Below are 18402 nucleotides of genomic sequence, written 5' to 3'. Positions count from 1 at the left end.
GATGAAAAGGTTTTTACCCCTTCTCCTCTCTGCAGCGCTTCTCGGCGGCTGTTTGCCTTTTGGAGGAAAGGAAAAGCCGAAAGTTCAGGTACCCGTTGCTCAGGCTCCTCCCAAACCCTCTCCGAAGGAGAAGGCTCAAGGGTACTACCAGATAGCCGTGGCCTACCTTAACCTCGGAGAGATTCCGCTTGCCCTTAACTACCTCTATAAAGCGAAGAAACTCGAGCCTAACGACCCTAAGATATACAACGCCTTGGGCCTTGCCTTCTTAAAGAGGGGAGACCTGAAGAGGGCAAGAGAGAACCTTCAGAAGGCTTTACGCCTTAAACCCAACTTCTCCGAAGCCTGGCTGAACCTTGGAATGCTCTACGAGGAGGAGGGAAACCTAAAAGAGGCGAGGCGCTGTTACGAGAAGGCCCTTTCCAACCCCTTGTACCTTACCCCGGAGGTTGCCTACTACCACCTTGCCCTCCTTGACGAGAAGGAGGGTAACCTGAAGGGGGCCAAGAGGAACCTCGCCCTTGCAATCAGGAACAACCCCGACTACGTTCCAGCCTACGTAGAGTTTGCAAAGATTTTTGAGAAAGAGGGGGATTACGGAAGGGCTCAAGACCTTTACTTTAGGCTTATAAACCTCTATCCCAACTTGCAGTATCCTTACTGTGCCCTTGGGAAGCTCTACCTGAAAGTCGGCGACAGGGATAACGGGGTAAAGTTCCTCAGAAAGTGTGTGAACGTGAACCCCACAACTCCCCTTGCCGCCGATGCAACAAGGCTCTTAGAGGAGATGAATGAGTAGACCTGTGGCTCTTATCTCTGCCGTTTTGGCGGCTTTAACGGCCCTCTTTCTGTTTGTTGCGTTCGTTCTTTACTCTCCGTCTTACGGTCCGTTTTCCAACGGAAAGAGCTTAAAGGCGGCGAGTATCCGCCCCAAGGAGAGCTTGAACCCTCCGGTTTCCGCTAACTCTACCGAGGCTCTTCAGAGCTCTAACGGCACCGGGCTCCCTCCGGAGGTGGAGCAGAGGGTAGAGCAGCTTTCACAGGTTATTCCGACCTACTTTGTTAACCTTAAGGGAAGGAGCAAGAGCTTCCCCGCCCTCGTCCTCAAAGTTAAGCCCCTGGGGGGAGGAAAGAGTGCGGTCTTCCTCCTCTCCATCTACCCTGTTAACTGGTCTTCTGTTACGCTCAGGCTAAACGGCTACAACTTCGGCCCTCCCGACAAGGTTTACCTGTGCCGGGGGCTGCTCGTTGCCGAGTACGACATCGGCGGCATTCCCCCTGCAGAGGTTCAAAGGGGAGAGGTGGAACAGTTTGGAGCCCTTGCCGCCGTTAAGAGTTACGGGGCCGTTTCCTACGAGCCCTTTACGGGCGAGTGCTCTCCCATGTTGAACGGTTTCGTCTTCGACTTTGCGGGGGAGCTTGCCGGAGTCTGTTTCGGAGGTAATTTTATAAGTGCCGATAAAATTTACAGTGCCGTTCCGAGAGGGTGCAGGCTTATCTACACGAAGGAGGGAGCAGGCAATGGCGATTTACAGGGCTAAAACCGATAGCTGGTACGTTGAGCGGATAACCTCTTTCCTGGCAGGCTTTTTCGTCTTCTTCAGCGTTCTTCTCGGCCTGATTACCGGTAACAAGTACTTCTTCTACTTTACCGCTTTTGTAGGATTTATGTTAATGTTCTACGCCGTGACAGGCATCTGTCCATCTTCTATACTTATCCATAAGATGGGCGTGCCGTCGCAGCTTGAGCGCTACTGTAACGAGAAGAAGTAGCGTGCTGGCGTAGCTCAGCTGGCAGAGCGGGGCACTCGTAATGCCCAGGTCGGGGGTTCAAGTCCCCCCGCCAGCACCACTTTTAACGGAGGGAAGGTGTCCCGCATCTCCTCGCTCCTCGATTACTCGTTCAACGCCACCTTCAAATGCTGGAAGCCCCTTGTGGTCTACGTTTCTGTTTTTACCGCTTCTGCTTTTTCCGGTTTCCTCCACCTACTCTCTCCTGTTCTATCGCTACTGATTTCCTACCTGGGGGTTCAGCTTGCCGTTTACTTCGGCAGACCCCTTGTTCAAAGTCCTCCACCGGAGGAGCTTTACCGGTTTATAGGCGAGAGTAACTCCCTTAAGGTGTTTACGGAAGGAGCTTCCACAACCTGGGGTATCATCCTCGGCTCCACCGTTATTTCCGTCCTTCTCTCTGCCCTTTCCGGAGCTGTTGTTTTGGCGTCGGGAATCGTCCCGATGGTTGAGGATGGTGTGAAGCCGGAGGAGCTTGTTCTCAGGGGCTTTTTCGTCTTCTTGGCCGTTTCGCTGCTGTGGTCTTTCTACTTTTACGGCTACTTCTTGGCCTTTGGTGCTGCGCTGAGCAGGGAAGGGTTTGGAGGCTCCTTTGCCGCCTTTGTGACCTCCTACCTGCCTTCAAACTACCTGAAGACTCTCTCCTTCGGCTACTTTAAGGTGGTAACGGTGGCAACCGTCATCCTTACGGTCACCACCTTTATGGCCCTTGTATTTGCCGTTTCCGTTGTCCTCTCACCGGCCTCTGCGGTGCTCTTTTACTTTTCGTCGGTTCTCTTCGGGGCTTTTGCGGCGGCTGCCTACAGCCTTACAACAAGGTCGGAGGTGACAAGCGCTTGAACCACGTCGTAGGCGTTTGAGGGGGTTCCCACTGCTACTTTCTCAAGGAGCTTGTAGTAGTCAAGGCAGGTGGCGCAGCAGATTACCTCTACCCCGGCCTCCTCGAGTTTTTTAAGTGCCTGAAGAATTTCCGGCTCTGCCCCTTCACACGCCATTTTCACGGCTGCGTTTATCAAAACGATTCTCGATGGCATAGGGTCTGCGTTGATGAATGTGTTTAAAAACCCCTTCATAAGTATTCTTCCCAGCTCCTCTTCTTCCCCCACGTAGGTGGAGGCTATGAGGACCGTTACCGACTTTTTCCCTCGGCTGTCGGGGCCCTTTTTGGTTTCGGAGGCGGAGGTAGAAGGGGCGGAAGCTCCCTGTTTGGTGATTTTCAGGTAGAAGAGGCCGTCCCTCTCCTCAACCTCTACCGAGCAGCCTTCCTTTAAGGCGAACCGCTTAACGTTCTCCCTTGATGCCTTGTTGTCCACTATTACGAGGAGCTCTGTGGCTCCCTTCTCAAGGGCCTCTTTGGTCTTGAGAACCGGTATAGGGCAGGCGAGCCCTCTACAGTCAACCTTAACCATCCTCTACCTCCCTACTCAGCAGGGTTTCAAAAGTTTCCAGCTCTTTAAGGGTCAGGCCGTCTTCGTAAGAGAGCTCTCCGGCCGCCACAACTTTGTCCGTCAGGTTCAAAAGTAGAGTGCAGGGCAAACAGCTGTTCTCCCCCTTTAGGTAGCTCTCCCACTCTCTCTCAAGGTTGAGCTCACTTTTGGCCTTTCCCAGGGATACGCTTCCCTGCTTTTTATCCTTCAGGTATATGAACCGCTCCCCTTTCCACTCTGCCTCTACCAGGAGGAACCTACCGTTTCTGAATTTCCTTAGCACTCTCAACGTAGAGCCTCTCCCCCACCTCGTTGAATATCTCCCTTGCTATTCTCTCCATACACTCCTTCCGCTTTGCCTCAACTTCCGAAGCCGTTCCGTAGGCGTCGTAGAAGTCGTATCGCTCTATGTGGAAGGTGAGGAAGGGGTGTCTGTAGCCGTACTTTATGAGCTTCACCGTAACGCCTATCGTCATTCTGTACTTCCTGGCAACGTCTCTTGAGTCAAATCCTACGGGGAAGGTGGAGATTGAGTCAACGGTGGTCTTCACTACTACGGTTCTGTCGGGAACCGGAATTAAGTCTACCTTGAACCTCGGGTCTGTGTAGAAGGCGTTATCGGCGGCCCGCGTGAATATTACGTCAAGCCCCTCTTCGGAGGTTCTGTTGGTTACCGGCTCTATGTAAACGTGCTCAACCTTTTTAGGTTTTTGAACCGAGGCGGCGGGGAGGGATGCACACCCCACCACCGGTAAAAGTGCCGCAATGAGAGCTACTCTCAAGGTTACCTCACCACAAGGTTGATAATCCTGCCGGGCCTGTAGATAAACTTCACCAGTTGTTTGCCCTCTATTGCCTTCACCACTTTCGGCTCTTTCATTACCGCCTCTCTTACCTCCTCCTCCGAGGCGTTGACCGGAACGCTTATAACGGCCCTCACCTTGCCGTTTACCTGAACGGGTATCTCAACCTCTTCCTCAACGAGTGCTGAAGGGTCGGGCTTTGGCCAGGTTGAGCGGGCAAGGAGCTCTTTGTGGCCCAGCATCTCCCACAGCTCTTCGCTCAGGTGCGGTGTGAACGGGTAGAGCATTGTAACTGTAAGCTCAACGGCCTCTTTAAGGGCCGCCCTGTCTGCTTCGGTTTCGGGTTTGAAGGAGGTTACCCGGTTGAAGAGCTCCATAACCGCCGCCACAGCCGTGTTGAACTTGAACCGGCCGGATAGCTCTTCGGTCACTTTCTTCAGTGTTTGGTGGGCCTTCTTCCTCAGGTTTTTCCCCTCTTTGCTCAGCTTTTCGGGGTTGAGGGCCTGAGCGGCCTTAAGTTCCTGAGCCCTTTCGGCAACGAACTGGAAGAGCCTCCGGAGAAACCTGTAGGCCCCTTCTATTCCCTCGCTCTTCCACTCAAACTCCGATTCGGGCGGGGCAGCAAATAGAACGTAGAGCCTTGTTGCGTCTGCTCCGTATTTGGCTATCATGTCGGAGGGGTTTACTATGTTGAGCTTGCTTTTGCTCATTTTTGAGACTTCACCGAACTTCTCCTCGTAGGGCTTGAGAACCTCTTCGGGGGTGCTTTCGAGGAACTTCGAAACCTCTTCGGTGCTTAAAAGGAGCACTGCGTTGTCTCCTACGGTTATGTGGTAGCGCTTCATTAGCGAGCCTACGGTTTCTGTCAGCTCCGCCCTTTGGCCCGTGAGCTTCTCAACGAGCTCTCCAACTGTAGATTCTTCAGAGAGCCCCAGGGCCTTCAGCAGGTTCTTAACGCTTATCCACCTTTTGTTGACCATACCCTGTGTGAGGAGCCTTTTAAAGGGTTCTCCCCTGCTTAGGAAGGCGGCGTCCTCCCCTTCGCCTTCTCCTTTCAGGAGCCCGAGGTCCCTCAGAACTTTCGTGAAGAACCTGGAGTAGAGGAGGTGGAGAACCGCGTGCTCTATGCCTCCTATGTACTGGTCTACGGCCATCCAGTAGGAGGCCTCTTCCGGCTTGAACGGCAGGTTTTCCTCCTTGGGGGAGCAGTACCTGAGGAAGTACCAGGAGGAGTCGAAGAAGGTGTCCATTGTATCGGGGTCCCTTTTTGCAGGGCCTTTACACTTGGGACAGGTTGTGTTTATGAACTCGGGCACCCTCTCAAGGGGAGAGCGGCCCTCTCCCAGCAGGGGCGCTTCTTCCGGGAGTTTCACCGGAAGCTCCTCTTGGGGAACGGGGACTATTCCGCACTTCGGGCAGTGGACAACCGGTATGGGCGTTCCCCAGTAGCGCTGACGGGAGATGTTCCAGTCCCTGAGCCTGTATTGAACGCTTCTTTTGCCCTTCCCGAGCTTTTCGAGCTCCTTCGTTATTTCCGATTTTGCCTTCTGGCTTTTAAGGCCGGAGAACTTACCGCTGTTTACGAGTATTCCCGGTTCGGTGTAAGCCTCTTGAAGCTCTTCCGGTTTGAGCTCCTCTCCTTCAGGGGTTATTACGAGCTTAACGGGCAGGCCGTACTTCTTGGCAAACTCAAAATCCCTCTGGTCGTGGGCGGGAACCGACATTACCGCTCCCGTTCCGTAGTCCATGAGGACGAAGTTTGCCGTGTAAACGGGGACTCTCTCTCCTGTAAGGGGGTGAACGGCATAGACTCCGAGGAACACCCCTTCCTTCTCGAGCTCTCCGGTGCTCCTCTTCCTCTTTTCGGTTCTCTTCATCTTCTCTACAAAGGCTTTAACGGCCTCCTCCTGGGAAGTTCCCTCTGCCAGCTTTAGAGTCAGCGGGTGCTCAGGGGCAAGAACTACGTAGGTTACGCCAAAGAGCGTATCCGGCCGGGTGGTGAACACCTCTATTGTTTCCCCTTTTTCGGGAACCTCAAACTTTACCCGGGCGCCTACGCTCTTTCCTATCCAGTTTCTCTGCATGGTTATAACCGGGTCGGGCCAGTGGCCTTTGAGGAGCTCCAGGTCCCTGAGAAGCTCCTCGGCGTAGTCGGTTATCTTCAGGAACCAGCTATCTATTTCTCTCTGCTCAACGGTGGTTCCGCATCTCCAACACCTGCCTTCTTCGTCGACCTGTTCGTTTGCAAGAACCGTTTGACACGAGGGGCACCAGTTAACAGAGGCCTTAGCCCTGTAGGCTATCCCTTTTTCGAGCATCTTCAGGAATATCCACTGGTTCCACCTGTAGTATTCGGGGGAGCAGGTTGTAACTTCCCTCTCCCAGTCGTAAGAGAAGCCCAGCCGTTTCAGCTCCTCCTTCATGTTCTCTATGTTTGAGAGGGTCCACTCCCTCGGGTGGACGCCGCTTTTAATCGCAGCGTTCTCGGCGGGGAGTCCGAATGCGTCCCACCCCATCGGGTGTAGCACGTTGAAGCCGGCGAGTCTCTTAAAACGCGCTATAACGTCGCCAATTGAGTAGTTTCTCACGTGGCCCATGTGGATTTTTCCCGAAGGATAGGGGAACATCTCGAGGCAGTAGAACTTCTTCTTATCGGAAACGGAGCTTCTGAAAACTCCCTCCTCTTCCCAGCGCTTCTGCCATTTAATCTCTATCTCCTGAGGGTTATACTTCATTCCGGAACCTCCCGAACGCTTGTGCAATAATAGTTGCCACAAATTTTAACGCCGAGGAGGAGCTATGTCTATTCCGGAGCCTCTTTTAAAGGTTGCGGCCATATTCTTTGACGTTATCCTGGTTCTCATCGTTTTCTCCCTACTTTTCGTCTTCGGTATAAGGGTCTACTGGAAGTGGAAGTCGTCGAGGATGAAGGGGCAGGAGATACCCCTTGAAGGGGAGTTTGCGAAGCTCAAGAAGGGTAAGGGGGTAATCTACTTCTCGGCCCCCAACTGCAGGCCCTGTATGATGGTTGACCCCGTTGTGAAAAAGCTGAGTAAGGAGTTGAAGAGGGTTCACTTTGTGAAGGTGAACGTTGCGGAAAAGCCCGAGCTTGCCAGGAAGTTCGGGATACTGGCCACTCCGACGCTCCTCATAGTTAAAGATGGTAGGATAGAAGATGGACTGGTTGGTCCTGTGACAGAAGGAGTCCTCAGGGAGAGGCTGAAGTGAGAATAACCTTTAACGGAGCGGCAAGGGTTGTAACGGGAAGTTGTCACCTCGTTGAAGCGGGGGGAGTTAGATTCCTCCTCGACTGCGGGCTCTTTCAGGGGAGTGAAGAGCTTGAAGACCTTAACCCGAAGTTCACATTCGACCCTTCCGAGGTGGACTTTGTAATCCTCTCCCACGGCCACCTGGACCACTGCGGCCGTTTACCCTACCTTGTGAAGAAGGGGTTTAACGGGAAGATTTATGCAACCTCCGGAACCGTTGATATCGCCCACCTCATCCTCCTTGACGCCGCCCAGGTTCAAGAGGAACACGTTAAAACAGCCAACAGGAAACGCCTGAGGGAGGGGAAGAAGCCCAAGGAGCTCCTCTACACCGTAGACGACGTTTTCGACACCTTCTCCCACTTTACAAGGTGCGAGTTTAACAGGTGGTACTCTGTAGGGCCGGTTAAATTCCGCTTCCACGACGCCGGCCACATACTCTGTTCGGAGTTCATTGAGCTGGAGGTGGAGGGAAAGCGCCTTCTGTTCAGCGGAGACGTAGGCAACAGGGGGAAGCCCCTTATAAGGGACCCGGAACCGCCCCCTAAGGCCGATGTTGTTCTTATAGAGACCACTTACGCCAGCAGACGCCACAAGAGTTTTGAAGAGTCTGTGAGGGAGTTTAAAGAGGCGGTCCTCTCTACTTTCGAGAGGGGAGGTTCGGTCCTTATCCCCACTTTTGCCCTCGAGAGGGCTCAGGATATCCTCTACATCCTGAAAAATATGTATGAGAAAGGGGAGCTTCCCCCCTGCAGAGTTTTCCTCGACTCTCCCCTTGCCATATCGGTTACAAAAACCTTCAGGAAACACCCCGAGTGTCTGGAGGATAAGGTTTTAAGGGAGCTAAAGGAGAGAGGGGACATCTTCTCCTTTCCCTACCTTGAGTTTACGAGGACCGTTGAGGAGTCTAAGAGAATTAACGACTACAGGGGGAGGGCCATCATAATCGCCGGAAACGGCATGTGTACGGGAGGCAGAATCCTCCACCACATCAAGCACAGAATCTGGGACCCGAGAAACTCAATCGTATTCGTTGGCTATCAGGCCGAAGGAACTCTGGGAAGGGCCATTGTGGAAGGTGCTAAGAAGGTTAAGGTCTTTAACGAGATAGTTGCCGTTAAGGCCTCTGTTTACACGATAAACGGCTTCTCCTCCCATGCCGACGGTCCCCAGCTTTTTGAGTGGCTCCGGCGGGCCTCTAAGGAGAACACGGAAGTTGTCCTTGTTCACGGAGAGGAGAGCAGTATGGAACCCTTTGCCCTTGAGGTGAAGGGAAAGCTTCAGCTCCCTGTTTACATGCCCGAACTTTACTCTACCCTGGAGTTTTAACCCTGTACAGAACCCCGAAGGGGAACCTGTCCCTTACGAGCTTAAAGTAGGGGTTCGGCTCTCGGAGAATAAAGAGCCTGTTAAACGCAGACTCGAAAGCCCGTTGGGGCATGAGGAAACAAACCGCAACCTGAGGTTTGAGTGGGTCGTAGATAACGTCTGCAGAGAGCTTGCTCGGGGTGGGGAAGCTCTTTTTCACCACCTCTCCGTAAGCGTTCCTTATGCCGAGGCTTCCCAGCTGTAACCTCCTGCCTTTCACGGCCACGATTCCCTTGTTAAGGTCTAAGAGCACGTTTCCTCGGCACTCCAGGAGTCCCGGCCTCACCTCCACACACAGATACCCTTTCAGCGGAAGGTTAATCCCTTTCTCCTTCTTAAAATCCCAGGTCCCGAGGTAGCTTATCCAGTAGAACTTACCCAGTAGGTCCTGGGTAAAAAGCCAGTAAACCGGGTGACCCACCGGGCCGTTGAACTTACCTTCCTCAAGCTCACGCTTCAACCTGTCGGGCTTTACTCCCTCTTTCAGGAGTTTTTTAATTCCCTTCTCCCCGAGCTTGCTTATTCCGAGGGTAACGTTGTATGCAGCCTTGAGGCTCGGCTCAACAAACGACAGCGCTATAAAGTAAGTTTTAGGGGAAAACTGGCTCTGGCCGTCGTGGTAAACGCCCCTTTCCCCGTAGTACTTAATGGCTGTTCCGAGGTCCCACCAGGTCCATATCCAGCTTCCCTGCGGAGTATCTTTTCTAAGGGCGTAGAGCTCTGCCACCACTTGCGGTGGAATTTTGGGCCTTGCTAAGTACTTAAAAGAGTCGGCGTTTGCGTAAGCTATGGCTGCTACCAGAACCGGGGCAACTGCAAAGGAGATTAACCTCCAGTTCTTAAAGCGCTGTAACCCCGCGTCAAAAAAGTACCCCAAACCCGCCCCGACAAAGGGTGCCAAGTACATGGCAAACCTGTTTCCGCTTATGAAGACCAGGCATCCGACCAGCAGGAACGGCAGAACTAAAATGAACCTCTTAAACTCCCTGATTGTAAGGAGGGCCGTGCCGGCAAGTCCCACTATAAAGAGCCACAAGTTCCCGGCCGTTATATTTGCAGTTACGTAGAGCTGAAAGTGCCTTGCTTCCGAGATGGTTTTAAGGACGTTGGGAAATGCCTCTTTTTTGGCCGTTTCCGCCCCGATGTAGCTCAGAATGTAGAAGTAAACCTTAGTCATAATACTTGAAACGCTTGAGGCGAGAACGAAGGGGTTGAAAGCGGCTACCGCCGCTACTGCCGCAACGGCCTTTTCCTTTAAGGAGAGTTCCTTCTTAAAAGGCAGAAGTAGAAGTAACGGAATCAGCGACGCCAAAACGAGGCCGGGGTGCTGGTACCACCAGTAGTATAGGTTTGCCGTTACTCCTGCTGCCGCTATCCAGAGGAGTGTTTCTCTAAATCCCTTACTCTCTACTGCCAGCAGGTTGAAGAGGGCTATAAGGAACGGGAAGAAGAGGTTTAGACTGTCTGTGTCGAACCTGACTATTGATGTCCTTGCAAGGTAGAGCAGGGAGAGTACGCCTAAAGTTGCCCCTGCCAGGCCTGTTAACCAGAGCCTCTGTCTGAAGAGGAAGAGGACAAAGGGAACCGTAAAGAGGACTCCGAATATCGGGCTCATCCAGAGAGCCACCTCTTCAAGGCTTGCTCCCGTTAACTTCGTTAGCTGGGCTCCTAACCAGCTCTCCATCGGTATCAGTTTCGGAAAGCGGGAGCCGTCGGGAACAAATGTTAAGGGGTCTTTCCCTCCCGGTTTGTACGTGCCGCTGCTGTAGCTTTTGGCGTAGTAGGCGAAGTAGTAGGCGTCGTAGCTTGTGAATAGAGGCCTGTTGTGGAAGAAAAAGAGCGCTTTGTGCTTCTCCCAAACGGGCACGTCGTTTAGCCTTACGAAGAGGCCGAGTCCGAGGGGAACGATTAGGGCCACTACAAGGAAGAGTGCCGAGATTTTGTTCTTCATCTTCTCCTCCGGAAGGCTCTGTTAATTATAAGGCACTGTCTTCAAAGAGTGACAATTGGTGTCACACTGAAGTGACAAATTTTGTCACTTTCCTGGTCGTCTCGGCCGGGAAGGCCGGTTTTTTTGGCTTTCCAAATTTGGCACGGATATTGCTAATTACTACTGGTGAACGTGACTGAAAAAACCGATTCGGGAGGTTACCATGAAAAAGGTGAGAAAAGCGTTCACCCTTATCGAGTTGATGGTTGTTGTTGCCATCATCGCAATCCTTGCGGCTATTGCAATCCCTCAGTACAAGAAGTTCCAGCTGAGGGCAAAAACCTCTGAGGCCAAGGAGAACCTCGGAGCCATCAGAACCGCAGAGGAGGCCTACTCCGCCGAGAACGATGTTTATTTAGCTGCTACCTATGACCCGGCAGATATTCCTGGGCCGACTCCTGCCTCTTGGAATGCTACTTCTGTTGGTTTCTCCAAGATTGGTTTTGAGCCTGCAGGAAAAGTCTATTACTCTTACACGGTGTTTGGAAACAACGCAGGAACCGGTGACAACACAGATGGTAAGGCGTTTACCGCAGATAACAATATAAATATTGTAATGCTTGCTGAAGGAGATCTTGACGGAGACGGAGCTGCTGGAAGTGCAGCTGGTTCTTCCGTTACAATCTCTGGTACAGGTCCGACTGCAACTGTTAGTGTAACGCTTACTAACACTAATGATGGTGGATTCTACACAACAGATGAAGATACAAAGATTGTTGATGCCAACCCCGGTAAGTTCTAATAGCTCTCTTTCCCCTGGCGGGTTCCAACCTGTCTGCTAAAATTCAGGCTGGGGACCAGTTCCCCAGCCTAACCTTTTTAGGGTAAGAGTTTGCGAAGAAGGGGTTTTACCTTCCTCGAGCTTATAGTTGTAGTTGCGTTAATAACAATAATATCCTCGGTTTCGGTAGCTATCTTTAAAAAATTTCTACTCGATGCAAAGAGGGTAGAGGCCCTTGAGAACTTGGGAAATATAAGGCAGATGGAGGAGACCTACAGGGCGGAGAACAACTACTATCTCTCGTGTCAGTGGTCTCCCCTTAATATCCCCCCTCCATCGGGTACTTACGATTGGAATAGCGATTCTTACTTTACACTCCTCGGTTTTAAGCCTAAGGGTAAGGTTCGCTACCGTTACGGTGTGGCAAGAAGCTTGGGCAACTACACTACCGAGGAGTGCCTTGCGGATGTTGTTAAGTGTTACAACGACTCCGTTGTGGAGAACGGCAAGGTGTTGCCCAGGGGAGGGATAATAGATATTCTCGTGAAGGCAGAGGGTGACCTCGACGGAGACGGTCGAGTCGGCAAGCTCTTTGTCCCCGATGAGCCTCCTAAGAGGATAGTTTACGTAGATAAAGGGGTGTATTAGTGGCCGTTCTCGAGGTTGAGAACCTTAGGAAGAGCTTCCGAAAGGGCTTTTTCCGTCAGGTTAAGGTTGAAGCTCTCAAAGGGGTCTCTTTTTCTGTAGAGCGCGAGGTTTTCGGTTTTATAGGCCCCAACGGTGCAGGCAAAACAACAACTATAAAAGCGATTATGGCCTTTATAAGGCCCGATGGCGGTAGGATTTCGATTTTTGGCTCTCCGCCGGAAGAGCCTTCCGTTCGCTTTAAGGTCGGTTTCCTTCCGGAGCGCCCCTACGTTTACGGCTCTATTACGGGGAAGGAGTTCCTCGACTTTAACGCAGACTTTTTTGGGATTCCCGCCTTTGAAAGGAGACGGCTCTACTTGAAGCTCCTTGAGCTTGTTGGGCTTGTAGGGGTTGAGAACAGGCCTATCTCCTCTTACTCCAAAGGGATGGTTCAGCGGCTGCTCTTTGCTGCTACGCTTATAAACGACCCCGAGCTTCTCATTCTCGACGAGCCTATGAGTGGCTTAGACCCGGTTGGCAGGAGTATAATCGCTTCGGTTATAAGGGAGCTCTCTGCAAGGGGGAAGGCCGTTTTCTTCAGCTCCCACATAATCCAGGATGTAGAGCGGCTTTCAGACAGGGTTGCGATTATCGTAGGCGGAGAGGTGAAGCTTGTCGATTCGGTCGCTAACCTTGTTCACACCTTTATAGCCGGGTACACGGTTACCTACAGGAAGCCCGGAGGCGACTCACTTCTCACGGAGAGGGTGAGTAAGGAGCGGCTTTGGTCGCTGCTTGAGCGGCTTTGGAAGGAGGGCTGGGAGATTGTTGCCGTAGAGCCCGACAGGCGCTCTCTGGAGGATATACTGGTTTCCTACATTAAGGAGGAGGACTCTTGAGGGTTTGGCCTGTTGCGAAGCTGACGCTCCTTCAGGGAGTTAAGGAGCGCTTTTTTATAGGGATGCTCGTTGCCGAGCTTCTGCTCCTTGCGGCGAGCTACTATCTGTCGCAGCTGGCCCCCGGTGACTCTGTAAAGGTTGCGATGGACTTTGCCCTTTCGTTTGTTACTCTGCTCGTTGCTTTTTTTGCGGCTGCGTTTACCACCGCAACGCTCTTTAAAGATTTAAACGAGAAGTTTGTCTACCTCGTTCTCTCAAGGCCCGTTAGCAGGAGCGACTACCTGGGAGGGAAGCTCTTGGGTATCTTTCTCACCCTGCTTCTCTTCCTTGTTATCTCCTACGCCCTTACCGGTATTGCCTTTATTGTTTACAGCTGGCTGATACCGCTCTACACGCCCCACCCTGTTCTCCTGGGAAGGCTCTTGCTTTTTTTCCTGGAGCTCTTTTTTATGTCTGTTCTGCTTGCATCGTTTACGGTTTTCATCTCCCTTCTCTTTACAAGTCAAACCCTCGCCCTTGCAGTTGCCGTTTTGGGCTTTTTTGCGGGGCTTGAGCTATCTGCCGTAAAGGAGATTGTTAACGGCTCCCCCTTTGTTTCTGCCTTTAACAGGGCCGTTGTAAATGCGGTTTACTACTTCTACCCCAACTTCTCCCTGTTCGACTTTAAAAGCGCGGTTGTTCACCTCGGGGTAGAGGTTCACTCTCCCTTCTTCCTTCTCACGGCCCTTTATTCTCTGCTCTACTCGGGAGCCCTTTTCCTTGCCTCTACTTTCCTGTTTTCAAGGAGAGAGCTGTAGTGTTTAGGCTCGTTGCAGCCGTTCTGTTGGTTGTGCTCTCTTACTTTGTGATGGAGAGGGCCGAAAGGTTTAAGCCCGTGCCTCCTGCAGAGCTTACGGTTCCCCTGTTCTCCTACGAGAAGCTCCTTTTATCCTTTCCAACCTTTAAAGGTGCCGCAGCCGATGCCGTTTACATCTACACCAGTTACCTTTTAGGGGCCGAGGCTGTCGGGAAGTTTTCCCTCTCCTGTAAGGAGTGGATGAGGGTAGTTAAAAACCTTGAAGTTGCAACCCGCCTCGACCCCCGCTTTTTCGACCCCTACTATATGCTCGGTGCCTACCTTCCCTGGAAAGTAAAGGGGTGCAAGGGAGCCCTTGAAGAGATAAACGGAGCCCTTTTGAGGGGAGAGAAGTTTATAGACGACTGGCGTATCCCCTTTTTCATAGGCTTTAACTACTTCTACTTCCAGAAGGAGAGGGCTAAGGGGGCGGCCGTTCTGAAGAGGGCTGCCTCTATGAAGGGAGCACCGAGCTACCTGAAACTTTTGGTTCCCAGGCTATACGCGAAGTCGGGCCGTTTGGAACTTGCAGTTGCCGCAACCGAGGAGGAGCTGAAGAGGGTAAAAGACGAAAAGTTAAGGAAGGAGCTCCGCCGCCGGCTCCGGGCCCTTGAGCGTATGCTCCTGCTTCAGCGGGCGGTCGACTTCTACGTAAGCAGGTTTAAGACCTGTCCCTCTTCCCTTGAGGAGCTGGTAAGGAAGGGGATTCTCTCCTCTATCCCCAAGGACCCTTACGGGGGGCGTTTCGTAATCCGTGAAGGGTGTAGGGTGTGGACAACCAGCAACCTTCGCCCGGTTAAGGATTCCTCTCGCCGCTGAGTTTGTATCCGTAGCTTCCCAGCTTCACCAGGTTTATTCTCAGCATTATCTGGTACTTAATCGTGTTGTCGTAGGTTTTCAGCCACCTGTAGGAGAGAACGCCGCTCCAGCAACCCCTGTTCACGGTTAGGGCGTACTCCTTTTCTCTATCTTGGGAGAGTTTAAGGTCGTAACGCTGGGAGTAGCTGAACGTTAGGTACCTGCCCAGCGGAACGGAAGTTCCCCACCTTAAGTACCTGAGCCCCTCCGGAATCGACTGATAGTAGTAGTTGCTCCACAGGTTAACTCCGAAAAGGCTTACAGAGGTGTAGGTGTTGCTAAACTCTACTCTTCCCTCCTGGGGGCTGAACTGAACGGTTTCCCGGAGGCTGAGCCACTTCAGCGGAGAGAGTTCAAGGTCTCCCTTAACGCTCTGCCAGCTCTGGCTGTACATGTTGAAGGTGGTAGACAGTGAACCTCTGGCTACCCTCCCTTTGGGGCCGTACAGGTAGTTGGTTACGGAAACGGAGAGGCTCTTTTCACCCGGAATTCGGTCTGTTGTGTCAAACAGGGGGAGGTTGCTTTGGTCTTTGCTCTCTACGTAGGTGAACAGAAGCTCCGGGTTAACCGAGAGGGCGTAGTTTCCCAGCGGGTAGAAGCGGTTTGTCCGGAGGCTGTTTGTAAACTTCCACAGGTGTCTGCTTCCGCCGTGCTGATAGCTTGTAAATAGGTATGAGAGGAGGGCCGACTCTTTGACAACTCCGAAGTTCCTTGAGTACCTGACCGCCGGCGTTGCGTTCAGCCTGTAGCTGCTGCCGCCGGCTTTTCTGTAGAAGTAGGTTACCTCTGAGTCGAGGTTGAAGGTGAAGGGGGTTTTGGGTATAGGGGTGTCCATAAGGTAAAAGTTTACGTTTGGGAGCTTCTGGTATATGGTGTCTGCCGCGCCGTTCAGGTAGCGCAGGTAAACGGCGTTAACGTTTAAGATTGCGTGCTCCCAGAGCTTCGAGCCCGTAACGTCCGACTTTGAGTAGAGCTGGGTCTCCTCTTCCACGTTGAAGGAGGTGCTGCTCGTGTAGTAGTTCCTGCTGCTCACCACCGATGCCTTTGCGCTGCCGTAGAGGTAGTCGGATGGGAAGTAGTAGTGGCTGAAGTTGAGCTTCCAGTCCTTCCGCTCCTTCTTTACTATCTGGTAGTAGTCGAGCTCTCCTCTGTTCTCCTTGCCGAGAACGTAGCGGAAGTTGGCCTCTAAGCCTTTGCCGTTTCTGGTGCGCTTTTCGAGGGTAACCGTGAGGTCTGCGCTCCTTCCCAAAACTATGTAAAGGGGCTGCTTGTAGATAAACCCGTCTTTGTTTACGTAGCCGAAGCGGGGAAAGAGCAGTCCCGAGCTCCGTTTCCTCTTTAACGGTCCCGACAGGTAGGGAGAAACGAGAATGGGAACCTCTTTAACCCTGAATGCAACCCACTTCCCCTGAAACGACTCCCCCAGCAGAACCTTAAACTCCTTGGCCGTTACCGACCAGTCGGGGCAGGAGTGGCTGCAAGGGGTGTACTCGCCGTCGTAGGCTATCCACTCTTTCTCGTTGAGCCTCTCTACCCTCTGGGCTTTAATCCTATCGGTGCTCGAGAGCCACCCTTCAACCTTCTCAAGAACGGCCTTCTTGGTTTTCAGGTTATAGACGATGTTTGAGCACTTCAGCCTTGCCGGAGGTTCCGTTACGGTTACGTTTCCCCAAACCCTCAGTATCCCTTTTTCCCTGTCGTATAGGGCGTTGTTGCCCGTTATGGTTACGTCTTTGAACTTTACCGTTACCTTCCCGGTTGCCCTGACCTGCGTGTTTGCGTTTCCCCAAACCTTCTGGGCCGTGATTTCTACCGGCTGAGACGCCGCCGCAAGGCACACAGAAGGAGCAAGGACGAGCGTAACGGTAGGAAGCCCAATCCTCAAGTCAGGTCCCCTTTCGCTTTGATAACCTTAATTTTAATCTGAAAACTAAATCGATTAGGAGGTGGCCATGTTAAAGCCTTCCGAGTTTGTTAAGAAGGTTGCACTGCTCCAGATTGGAGCCATAGCCCTCGTTTCGGAAAAGGTCGAGAAGCTCATAGAGGAGCTTGAGGAGAAGGGAAAACTTACGGAGGAAGAGGGGAAGAAGCTCTTGGAGCAGTTTAAGGAGAGCCTCGAAAAGCAGAAGGAGTTAATTGCCAAAGAGGTTGCCAAGGCTTTAAAGGAGCTGAACGTTGTTACGAGGGAGGAGTTTGAGGAGCTGAAGCTCAGGCTTGAGAAGCTTGAGAGCGAGCTGAAAGAGCTGAAGGAGAAGCTCTCTAAGGGAACCGACTGATGGGGAGCTTCAAGCGCCTCTGGCAGGTTATCGCTTTCACCTACCTTTGCGCCTTCGAGCACGTCTCCTCCCTGGTGGGAGAGCCCCTCGCAAAGGCCGTTGCCCTCCTGCTCTTCTACCCTTACAGGGAGCTTTTGAACCTCCCTCAGCCCGTAAGGGTAAGGGTCGCCTTTGAGCGTTTAGGTGGGGCCTTCGTTAAGGTGGGGCAACTCCTGTCCACCAGGGTAGACATACTGCCTCCCGAGTTCATAAAGGAGCTTGAGAAGCTCCAGGACAGAGTTCCGCCCCAGCCCCTCGAGGAGCTCCTCTCTGCCTATCCCGAGCTTAAAGGGGTTTTTCGCCGAATAGACCCTGAGCCGATAGGTTCGGGCTCGGTTGCCCAGGTTCACAGGGCCGTTCTTAAAAACGGCAAGGAAGTGGCGGTTAAGATTATCCGGCCCCAGGCAGAGAAGCTGATAAAACAAGACGTTGCAATTCTCAGGCGGAGCGTCTCGTTCCTTACCCTCTTTGTCCCGTTCTTCAAGGAGTTCAGGCTGCCGCAGATAGTCTCCGAGATAGAGAGGATGCTCCTTTCGGAGCTCGACCTCTCTGCAGAGGCCGCCTATATGGAGCTTTTCAGGAAATTCTCGGCCGAAGAACCCTCCCTGTTTGTCCCCGGGGTTATCTGGGAGCTCTCTGGTAGGAGGATTCTCGTTACCGAGTTTGTTAAGGGGAAGAAGCTGACAGAGTTCACCGGGGCGGGCCTCACCGGTAAAGAGAGGGAGGAGCTTGCAAGGCGTTTTGTTAACATCGTTCACAGGACGATTTTCGAGCTCGGGGTTTTCCATGGAGACCTCCACCCGGGCAACGTCTTCCTCCTCGACGACGGCCGGATAGCCCTCGTCGACTTCGGCATAGTCGGCAGGCTCTCCCCCGACACCTTGAACCAGTTCTTCCTCTTTTCCGTGGGAGTTATGAACCGCGACCCCGATCTCATAGTTGCTGCCCTGAGGAGAATAGGGGCCCTTCCCGACAAAGTGAACGAGCGGCTCTTGAAGCGTGAAATTCTGGTGTTTCTGGATAAGTACTACAACAAGCCCCTCTCCCAGATAGACGCCGAGAAGCTCTTCTACGAGGAGCTTGCAACCGCCAGGCGGTTCAAAATAGTTCTGCCGGAAGAGCTTGTAGTCCTTATGAAAACCATCGCCCATACCGAATCGATAGCCCGCCTAATCTATCCCGACTTCAGGCTGCCTCCCCTTCTCAAGCCCTACCTTATGAAGGTGGCTCCCTGCTTTGCCGTCTCTATGGTGAAGCGGGAGGGGATGAACCTGCTCTTCTCCTACGGGGAGCTTGTAAGGGAGCTACCCTCCCTCTTAAAAGAGGTGGAGAAGGAGCCCGAGCAGACCACCTTCTCGATTTTTTGGGGTTTTGCCCTTTTGGGCTTCTCCCTGGTTCTCGTTTTTACTCCGAAGCTGGTTGCCGTTTACCTGCCGGCCCTTTTCCTCTCTTACAAAATGGCCAAGAGGGCCGTCCCCGTTACGAGAAAGTAACTCTAT

The 18402-nt window shown here is 52.6% G+C and carries 19 protein-coding genes and 1 tRNA gene; 14 read left to right on the top strand and 6 right to left on the bottom strand.

All coding sequences use genetic code 11. The annotated features are described in order from the left end of the window. The first annotated feature begins 1 nt into the window (after nucleotide 1). From THEAM_RS06870 to THEAM_RS06850, 5 genes are all read left to right on the top strand, one after another. Complete coding sequence (locus tag THEAM_RS06870; RefSeq protein WP_013538112.1) at nucleotides 2-799, top strand: tetratricopeptide repeat protein; 798 nt, start codon at nucleotides 2-4, stop codon at nucleotides 797-799. Further along, nucleotides 792-1541, top strand: coding sequence for a hypothetical protein (locus THEAM_RS06865; RefSeq protein WP_013538111.1), 750 nt, complete (start codon nucleotides 792-794; stop codon nucleotides 1539-1541). Before THEAM_RS06870 ends, THEAM_RS06865 begins: the two co-directional genes overlap by 8 nt. Further along, nucleotides 1522-1773, top strand: a complete 252-nt coding sequence (locus THEAM_RS06860) for a YgaP family membrane protein (protein ID WP_013538110.1) — start codon at nucleotides 1522-1524, stop codon at nucleotides 1771-1773. Before THEAM_RS06865 ends, THEAM_RS06860 begins: the two co-directional genes overlap by 20 nt. Before the next feature lie 3 nt (nucleotides 1774-1776). Then, nucleotides 1777-1852, top strand: a tRNA-Thr gene (locus tag THEAM_RS06855). Nucleotides 1853-1869: 17 nt separating this feature from the next. Further along, on the top strand, nucleotides 1870-2631 hold the full coding sequence (locus THEAM_RS06850) for a hypothetical protein (RefSeq protein ID WP_013538109.1): 762 nt from the start codon (nucleotides 1870-1872) through the stop codon (nucleotides 2629-2631). On the opposite strand, the gene yedF is transcribed toward THEAM_RS06850, so the two are convergent. Genes yedF through leuS form a run of 4 tightly spaced genes read right to left on the bottom strand, consistent with a single transcriptional unit; the run spans nucleotide 2592 to nucleotide 6756 of the window. After that, a complete protein-coding gene (gene yedF, locus THEAM_RS06845; RefSeq protein WP_013538108.1) occupies nucleotides 2592-3200 on the bottom strand; it encodes a sulfurtransferase-like selenium metabolism protein YedF in 609 nt (202 codons plus the stop codon). The two genes, THEAM_RS06850 and yedF, sit on opposite strands and share 40 nt — an antisense overlap. Then, complete coding sequence (locus tag THEAM_RS06840; protein WP_013538107.1) at nucleotides 3193-3507, bottom strand: hypothetical protein; 315 nt, start codon at nucleotides 3505-3507, stop codon at nucleotides 3193-3195. Before THEAM_RS06840 ends, yedF begins: the two co-directional genes overlap by 8 nt. Then, a complete protein-coding gene (lptE, locus tag THEAM_RS06835) occupies nucleotides 3476-4000 on the bottom strand; it encodes an LPS assembly lipoprotein LptE (RefSeq protein WP_013538106.1) in 525 nt (174 codons plus the stop codon). The genes THEAM_RS06840 and lptE overlap by 32 nt, the downstream gene beginning before the upstream one ends. Before the next feature lie 2 nt (nucleotides 4001-4002). Continuing rightward, entirely contained in the window at nucleotides 4003-6756 is a 2754-nt protein-coding gene (leuS, locus tag THEAM_RS06830; RefSeq protein WP_013538105.1) for a leucine--tRNA ligase, read from the bottom strand. Nucleotides 6757-6820: 64 nt separating this feature from the next. Between leuS and THEAM_RS06825 the strand changes: the two genes are divergently transcribed. Continuing rightward, nucleotides 6821-7249 carry a thioredoxin family protein gene (locus THEAM_RS06825; protein ID WP_013538104.1) on the top strand — a complete coding sequence of 143 codons (429 nt, stop codon included), beginning with the start codon at nucleotides 6821-6823 and terminating at the stop codon, nucleotides 7247-7249. Continuing rightward, nucleotides 7246-8619, top strand: a complete 1374-nt coding sequence (locus tag THEAM_RS06820; protein WP_013538103.1) for an MBL fold metallo-hydrolase RNA specificity domain-containing protein — start codon at nucleotides 7246-7248, stop codon at nucleotides 8617-8619. Before THEAM_RS06825 ends, THEAM_RS06820 begins: the two co-directional genes overlap by 4 nt. Here THEAM_RS06820 and THEAM_RS06815 read toward each other — a convergent pair. Beyond that, complete coding sequence (locus THEAM_RS06815; RefSeq protein ID WP_013538102.1) at nucleotides 8603-10609, bottom strand: STT3 domain-containing protein; 2007 nt, start codon at nucleotides 10607-10609, stop codon at nucleotides 8603-8605. The genes THEAM_RS06820 and THEAM_RS06815 overlap by 17 nt on opposite strands. Before the next feature lie 202 nt (nucleotides 10610-10811). Between THEAM_RS06815 and THEAM_RS09820 the strand changes: the two genes are divergently transcribed. The 5 genes from THEAM_RS09820 (at nucleotide 10812) to THEAM_RS06790 (ending at nucleotide 14549) form a co-directional block, all read left to right on the top strand. Next, nucleotides 10812-11390: a type IV pilin protein gene (locus THEAM_RS09820; protein WP_013538101.1), complete on the top strand. Its 579-nt coding sequence runs from the start codon at nucleotides 10812-10814 to the stop codon at nucleotides 11388-11390. Between the two features lie 90 nt (nucleotides 11391-11480). Next, nucleotides 11481-12017: a type IV pilin protein gene (locus THEAM_RS06805; protein WP_013538100.1), complete on the top strand. Its 537-nt coding sequence runs from the start codon at nucleotides 11481-11483 to the stop codon at nucleotides 12015-12017. Beyond that, on the top strand, nucleotides 12017-12895 hold the full coding sequence (locus tag THEAM_RS06800; RefSeq protein WP_013538099.1) for an ABC transporter ATP-binding protein: 879 nt from the start codon (nucleotides 12017-12019) through the stop codon (nucleotides 12893-12895). The genes THEAM_RS06805 and THEAM_RS06800 overlap by 1 nt, the downstream gene beginning before the upstream one ends. Then, nucleotides 12892-13692: an ABC transporter permease subunit gene (locus tag THEAM_RS06795; RefSeq protein WP_013538098.1), complete on the top strand. Its 801-nt coding sequence runs from the start codon at nucleotides 12892-12894 to the stop codon at nucleotides 13690-13692. The genes THEAM_RS06800 and THEAM_RS06795 overlap by 4 nt, the downstream gene beginning before the upstream one ends. Then, nucleotides 13692-14549, top strand: a complete 858-nt coding sequence (locus tag THEAM_RS06790; RefSeq protein WP_013538097.1) for a hypothetical protein — start codon at nucleotides 13692-13694, stop codon at nucleotides 14547-14549. Before THEAM_RS06795 ends, THEAM_RS06790 begins: the two co-directional genes overlap by 1 nt. Here THEAM_RS06790 and THEAM_RS06785 read toward each other — a convergent pair. After that, entirely contained in the window at nucleotides 14527-16473 is a 1947-nt protein-coding gene (locus tag THEAM_RS06785) for an LPS-assembly protein LptD (RefSeq protein ID WP_013538096.1), read from the bottom strand. The two genes, THEAM_RS06790 and THEAM_RS06785, sit on opposite strands and share 23 nt — an antisense overlap. A 67-nt stretch (nucleotides 16474-16540) precedes the next feature. On the opposite strand from THEAM_RS06785, the gene THEAM_RS06780 reads away from it, so the two are divergent. Next, nucleotides 16541-16864 (top strand): phasin family protein, encoded by a 324-nt coding sequence (locus THEAM_RS06780; protein WP_013538095.1) that lies wholly within the window; start codon nucleotides 16541-16543, stop codon nucleotides 16862-16864. Then, nucleotides 16864-18396 carry an ABC1 kinase family protein gene (locus THEAM_RS06775; protein ID WP_013538094.1) on the top strand — a complete coding sequence of 511 codons (1533 nt, stop codon included), beginning with the start codon at nucleotides 16864-16866 and terminating at the stop codon, nucleotides 18394-18396. Before THEAM_RS06780 ends, THEAM_RS06775 begins: the two co-directional genes overlap by 1 nt. Nucleotides 18397-18402 lie beyond the last annotated feature (6 nt).

Origin of the sequence: Thermovibrio ammonificans HB-1 (assembly GCF_000185805.1) — a bacterium.
Lineage (GTDB): Bacteria > Aquificota > Aquificia > Desulfurobacteriales > Desulfurobacteriaceae > Thermovibrio > Thermovibrio ammonificans.
This window is presented reverse-complemented; position numbering and strand designations above follow the sequence as displayed.

What these genes read in the sequence shown, in the direction of transcription:
- THEAM_RS06870 (WP_013538112.1), top strand. Translation starts at nt 2, where the DNA reads ATGAAAAGGTTTTTACCCCTTCTCCTCTCTGCAGCGCTTCTCGGCGGC.
- THEAM_RS06865 (WP_013538111.1), top strand. Translation starts at nt 792, where the DNA reads ATGAGTAGACCTGTGGCTCTTATCTCTGCCGTTTTGGCGGCTTTAACG.
- THEAM_RS06860 (WP_013538110.1), top strand. Translation starts at nt 1,522, where the DNA reads ATGGCGATTTACAGGGCTAAAACCGATAGCTGGTACGTTGAGCGGATA.
- yedF (WP_013538108.1), bottom strand. Translation starts at nt 3,200, where the DNA reads ATGGTTAAGGTTGACTGTAGAGGGCTCGCCTGCCCTATACCGGTTCTC.
- leuS (WP_013538105.1), bottom strand. Translation starts at nt 6,756, where the DNA reads ATGAAGTATAACCCTCAGGAGATAGAGATTAAATGGCAGAAGCGCTGG.
- THEAM_RS06825 (WP_013538104.1), top strand. Translation starts at nt 6,821, where the DNA reads ATGTCTATTCCGGAGCCTCTTTTAAAGGTTGCGGCCATATTCTTTGAC.
- THEAM_RS06815 (WP_013538102.1), bottom strand. Translation starts at nt 10,609, where the DNA reads ATGAAGAACAAAATCTCGGCACTCTTCCTTGTAGTGGCCCTAATCGTT.
- THEAM_RS09820 (WP_013538101.1), top strand. Translation starts at nt 10,812, where the DNA reads ATGAAAAAGGTGAGAAAAGCGTTCACCCTTATCGAGTTGATGGTTGTT.
- THEAM_RS06780 (WP_013538095.1), top strand. Translation starts at nt 16,541, where the DNA reads ATGTTAAAGCCTTCCGAGTTTGTTAAGAAGGTTGCACTGCTCCAGATT.
- THEAM_RS06775 (WP_013538094.1), top strand. Translation starts at nt 16,864, where the DNA reads ATGGGGAGCTTCAAGCGCCTCTGGCAGGTTATCGCTTTCACCTACCTT.